Origin of the sequence: Winogradskyella psychrotolerans (assembly GCF_018860565.1) — a bacterium.
Classification (GTDB): Bacteria; Bacteroidota; Bacteroidia; order Flavobacteriales; family Flavobacteriaceae; genus Winogradskyella; species Winogradskyella damuponensis.
This window is the reverse complement of record NZ_JAHKPS010000033.1, coordinates 1-4,576: the sequence shown is the minus strand read 5'-3', so window position 1 is coordinate 4,576 and position 4,576 is coordinate 1. Positions and strand designations below refer to the sequence as shown.

The 4,576-nt window shown below is 28.4% G+C and carries 4 protein-coding genes and 1 pseudogene; 4 read left to right on the top strand and 1 reads right to left on the bottom strand.

The window, feature by feature from the left end; genetic code table 11:
* Positions 1-97: 97 nt before the first annotated feature.
* The 4 genes from KO504_RS17290 to KO504_RS17275 all read left to right on the top strand — a co-directional run bounded on the left by KO504_RS17290 (position 98) and on the right by KO504_RS17275 (position 4,323).
* Positions 98-913: a hypothetical protein gene (locus KO504_RS17290; RefSeq protein ID WP_215929048.1), complete on the top strand. Its 816-nt coding sequence runs from the start codon at positions 98-100 to the stop codon at positions 911-913.
* A 192-nt stretch (positions 914-1,105) separates the two neighbouring features.
* Positions 1,106-2,596, top strand: coding sequence for a DUF6973 domain-containing protein (locus KO504_RS17285; protein ID WP_215929046.1), 1,491 nt, complete (start codon positions 1,106-1,108; stop codon positions 2,594-2,596).
* A 6-nt stretch (positions 2,597-2,602) separates the two neighbouring features.
* Positions 2,603-2,947: a hypothetical protein gene (locus tag KO504_RS17280; protein ID WP_215929044.1), complete on the top strand. Its 345-nt coding sequence runs from the start codon at positions 2,603-2,605 to the stop codon at positions 2,945-2,947.
* A 215-nt stretch (positions 2,948-3,162) separates the two neighbouring features.
* On the top strand, positions 3,163-4,323 hold the full coding sequence (locus KO504_RS17275) for a DUF3800 domain-containing protein (RefSeq protein ID WP_215929042.1): 1,161 nt from the start codon (positions 3,163-3,165) through the stop codon (positions 4,321-4,323).
* A 35-nt stretch (positions 4,324-4,358) separates the two neighbouring features.
* On the opposite strand, the pseudogene KO504_RS17270 reads toward KO504_RS17275, so the two are convergent.
* Positions 4,359-4,576, bottom strand: a pseudogene (locus KO504_RS17270) (IS110 family transposase); the annotation flags it as partial.

Here is a 4,576-nt window from a genome sequence, read left to right as displayed (position 1 = left end):
TCATATACGCGCACCGTTGTGCTTCATTCTCATTGGCATTTATACTAATAAAGAAACTTTTTTTAAAGTTAATAATAATCTATGTTAAACTAATTTTATGGTTGGAAGAACTAGTGAGAAAAAATTACAAAAAGCAAAAGCTGAGATTTTTGAATTAGAAGAATTTATTAAAACTGAAATCACTAAATTAGAAAATAAAGCAACTCTTTCTACAAAATATGACAAACAGAAAGACAAGCACATTGTTTACGTTGATTCAGTACCTAATTTTGACGAGATAGTTTTGAGTATATCTGTAATTGCAGGTGGTATTCTTCATTATTTAAGATCTTCACTAGACAATTTAGTTTTTGACTTGTCAAATTATAATACCAATGGACTTATTCAAAATCCCAGAAATATTCAATTCCCTATTGTAGATTCCATACCATCAAATGGTTTGCAAGGCATTGCAGAAATTGGTGATAATCAAAAAAATATAATTGATAAATTTCAACCATATCATGGAGTTTCTGGTAGACCAGACAGTTATTTTGGAAATTATATCCATCAACTGAGTTTACTAAGAGAATATTCTAACTCAGATAAGCACAGAACAATGATTAAGATATCTTTTAATCCGAATAAATTTGAATTATATAATAATGCTTCAAAAATATGCCTACTACATAATGAATATATCAATAAAAATCCAGTAGAATATTGGGAGAAATATAAACTACCGAAAATGAATATTGGAGATATTTTATATGAATTTAAAGTAGAGGGGCTTGTAATTGATAATACTGAGTTTGCTGGTTATGCAACAGCAAACATTTCAATTGCGGAATATGGTCCTTTAATACCTACTTTGAAAAGAATTCATAGCTATGTGGAATTAATTGTTAAGAATTTAATGACAAGTTTAGAATAAAGAACGAAAGCACAACAACGTGTATGATCAATGCTCAACTTCTACTTCAATTTAAAATCTTATATTTAACAAACTAATTTGCAACGATGGAAAATCTATCGATTCTCAATCGCACAAATCATACACAAACTCGTTGTAGGCAATATTGCCACCACTTTGAAAAATAATCACTAACTTTAAACAACGGAACTTATGCAGAACAAAATCTACAAATCACTTACAATCGGAATTTTATTCTTTGGAATTATGGCTTTTTTTAATGCTTGCCAAGATGATGAAATACAACAAAATAATCAGCAAGAACACATAGGAGCAAATCCAAACCAAGTATCTCTCGATTTTTTTAAATCTACTACAAAAATTCAGAATATAGATACCTTTGCTAAGCAAGGTTTGAATCAAACTCAAAATGGATATTTAGCAAGAAATAGTAATACTGCTTATGAGTTATCTGATTTTTATATTGATACTGATGTTATAAATCAATATATTTTAAATGACCAAGGTGATTTATCTTTTTCTTTTAAAATTCATTTTTTAGATGACAATTACATCCCAGAAGAGAATTACAATCTTGTAATTCAAAAAGATATAAATGACCAATGGACAGCTTCTATTTATCTACTTATAGAAAATACGGATACAAATAGTGATGACTATTTTTCTTCAATAGAACGTATTTATCATTCTAATGATTTGCCTGCAGGAGTTTTAGGACGTTCAGGTAGTGGTTTTACTCTAATGTGCGGAGACACATATACTTTTAATTGTCAAGGTTGTACAGGTGCTTGTGATTTATGTTCTATTTGTGTTTCTGTTACTGTTACTTGTGAAATGATTTATATTAGTGAACCAGAAGAACATAACAATAATTCCTTAACTGACCCATCATTTAATTACAATGGTGGCGGAGGTGGTGGTTCATCCAATACGGCAGATTATCTTGATGATTTAAAAGATGAGTGCATTGCTGATATTGCCAGTGAACTTGGATTAAGCGCTGAAGAAACGGATTGTTTAAGTGATAATAGTTCATTTTCTGAAGCTTGTGGTTTAAGTAATGATATTTCAAATTATTTGGCAGATAATCAAATAAGTTCTAATCCTAATGGTGGTTTAGGGTTTTTAATGAATTCACCTGAAACTGAAGAAATAGCAACAGCAGTAGTAAACGCTATTTGTGACAATAATGAATCAAATTCATTGATTTTATTTGAACAAGATTATAAAAGTAGAATGTCTGTTAGCGAAAAACAGATTTTTGAATCAATGTCACGTTTTAATCAATTAGGATATTTAGCAAATGCTCAAAAAGCAACTTGGAAATCTGAAGAGCTTTTCCCTAATTCATTGCGTAATGGTAAAGGTGATGCTTTTAGGCATGCGTATTGGAATGCATTAAATGTTATACTACTTGGAGATAATTTAGCTGAGAGTTTAGCTACAGCACATGAAGACCAACCACCAACATATACATATAGCTATAAAGAAACGCAGATGGATTTATTTAATAATGAAGTTGGCAGAAGCAAACACAGTTGGTTTTCTGACGGTTTCTCGTCATTGACAAATAGCATACTTAATTCTATTACTAATGGAGAGCTAAGGTATTTATCCCATTTACAGGGTGGAGGAAGCAGTGGCTTAGCGACTTATCAATCTCAACTAATCCCTACAAACTAAATTATAATGAAGAATTTAACAATAATATTTTTAATCTCAGTATCCATTCTATCTTGTGATAAAACTAAACGTACTGATTTTAAAAAAATAATATTAACAGATTTTACTAAAAAAAAAATAGATACTCTAATACCACATAAGAATAAAACTTATTATAGTTATTATATTAAAGTTAAAGGCGAGATAAATGATAGTGTAAAGATTAAAAGAAAAGATCATTATGATATCATTTTAATTGGAAATATTGATACTTTAATAAATGGAGATTACTATGGAAATGAAAAAATTATTTGGGTTTTTGACCCTTTTAAAGCAACTAAAGGAGAATTAGAGATTGAATATGGATTATAAATGATATTCTAAATGGAGAGTTTCATGTATTGTCGACATTAAACTTTTATCAAAATAGTACTGCCTACAACAACGTATAAGCATAATAAGGGTTTAAGGCTACAGCCAAGACAATTTATATTTATTAAAGCAGTTTTTAAATCGAAAATAAAAGCTGATAAATCCCTTACTATGCTTATACAAAACCGTTACCTGCAAGCACCAAAAAACAAACTTTGAGTAAAAAAATTGGATACATAGACGAATCAGGAGATAAAAGCATTCATTATGAAAAAGGAGGAGTTACAACTTTTTTTATAGTAAGTGCAGTAATCATAAACGAAAATTCAGTAAATAAAGTTAGAAACGAATTTATTCAAATAGCTAAAAAGCATACACAAGCACCAGAAATAAAATCCAATGCTAAAGCTTTTAGAAATATCGAAAAACGGTTAAAATTATTGAAAGATTTAAGTTCTCTTGATTTTAGAATTTACAGTATAATAGTTGACAAAAGAAAAGTTTTTGAAAATAGTGGATTACAGTTTAGGGATAGCTTTTTCAAATATGTAAATGGTCTTTTAGATAGTGAATTATATAATTATTTCCCATATTTAGAATTAATCGCCGATGAACACGGTTCAGAAAAATTTATGACAGGCTTCATAAAATATGTTGAAGAAAATCACAATCAAACAGAACTATTTAGAGGTCCTGAATTTAAGTTTGATAATAGTATAAATGAGCCCTTAATTCAATTAGCAGATTTTGTTGCAGGAAGTATTGCCAAATGCTATGAACCTGACAAAATTCATCCAAGAAGTCACGAAATTATAGAAGCTTTAGATAAAAAAATCCTTCATTTACGAGAATGGCCTGAATTACCACCAAAACTGTTTAAAAAAATTAATAATGAAGACGAAAAATTCAATAAAGAATTAGTTGATTTTATTTTTTTTAGAATTAACGAATTTATTGAAGCAAATCAAAAAACAACTGATTCTGAAATAAAAAACCAACTCATCTGTTTACATTATTTAATATATAAATTTAAGAAAGATCCTTATTCATACTCTTACTCGGATGAAATTATTGACCGAATAAATATTAGAAAAATAAATATAACTAAACGAATTTTCCGAAAAAATATAATTGGAAAATTAAGAGACAACAAGATTTTAATAACAAGCTCGCAAAGCGGTTATAAAATCCCTTGCTGTAAAGGAGATATTATTAGATTCTATAATAATTATAGTACGAAAATAATTCCAATGATTGAAACAATAGGAAAAACTGATACTATAGTAAAAAGTGTAACTTTAGGAAATATAAACTTACTTGAAAGTAATGAATACAAAACATTGAATGAATTAATAAAAGTAAAAGCCTGCAGGTAACAAAGTACTGTGGTAAAAAACAAGTAAAAAAACCATTAATTTTTGACCAAAGTACTTTTATAGTTTTCATCAAATATTAATCCAGATTTAGCTATTGCAAAGGCCTGTTTTAATAACTTATTACACACTGCAATCAATGCTAATTTTTTACTTTTTCCCTTAGCTACAATTCGCTCATAAAGATCTCGACAAGCTTTGTTGTATTTGCATGCATTAAAACTACACATAAATAATAAATTCCGTAGCTTTTGAT

Bases quoted from the DNA above. Each gene is read 5' to 3' on its own strand.
- KO504_RS17290 (WP_215929048.1), top strand. From the start codon at position 98: ATGGTTGGAAGAACTAGTGAGAAAAAATTACAAAAAGCAAAAGCTGAG.
- KO504_RS17285 (WP_215929046.1), top strand. From the start codon at position 1,106: ATGCAGAACAAAATCTACAAATCACTTACAATCGGAATTTTATTCTTT.
- KO504_RS17280 (WP_215929044.1), top strand. From the start codon at position 2,603: ATGAAGAATTTAACAATAATATTTTTAATCTCAGTATCCATTCTATCT.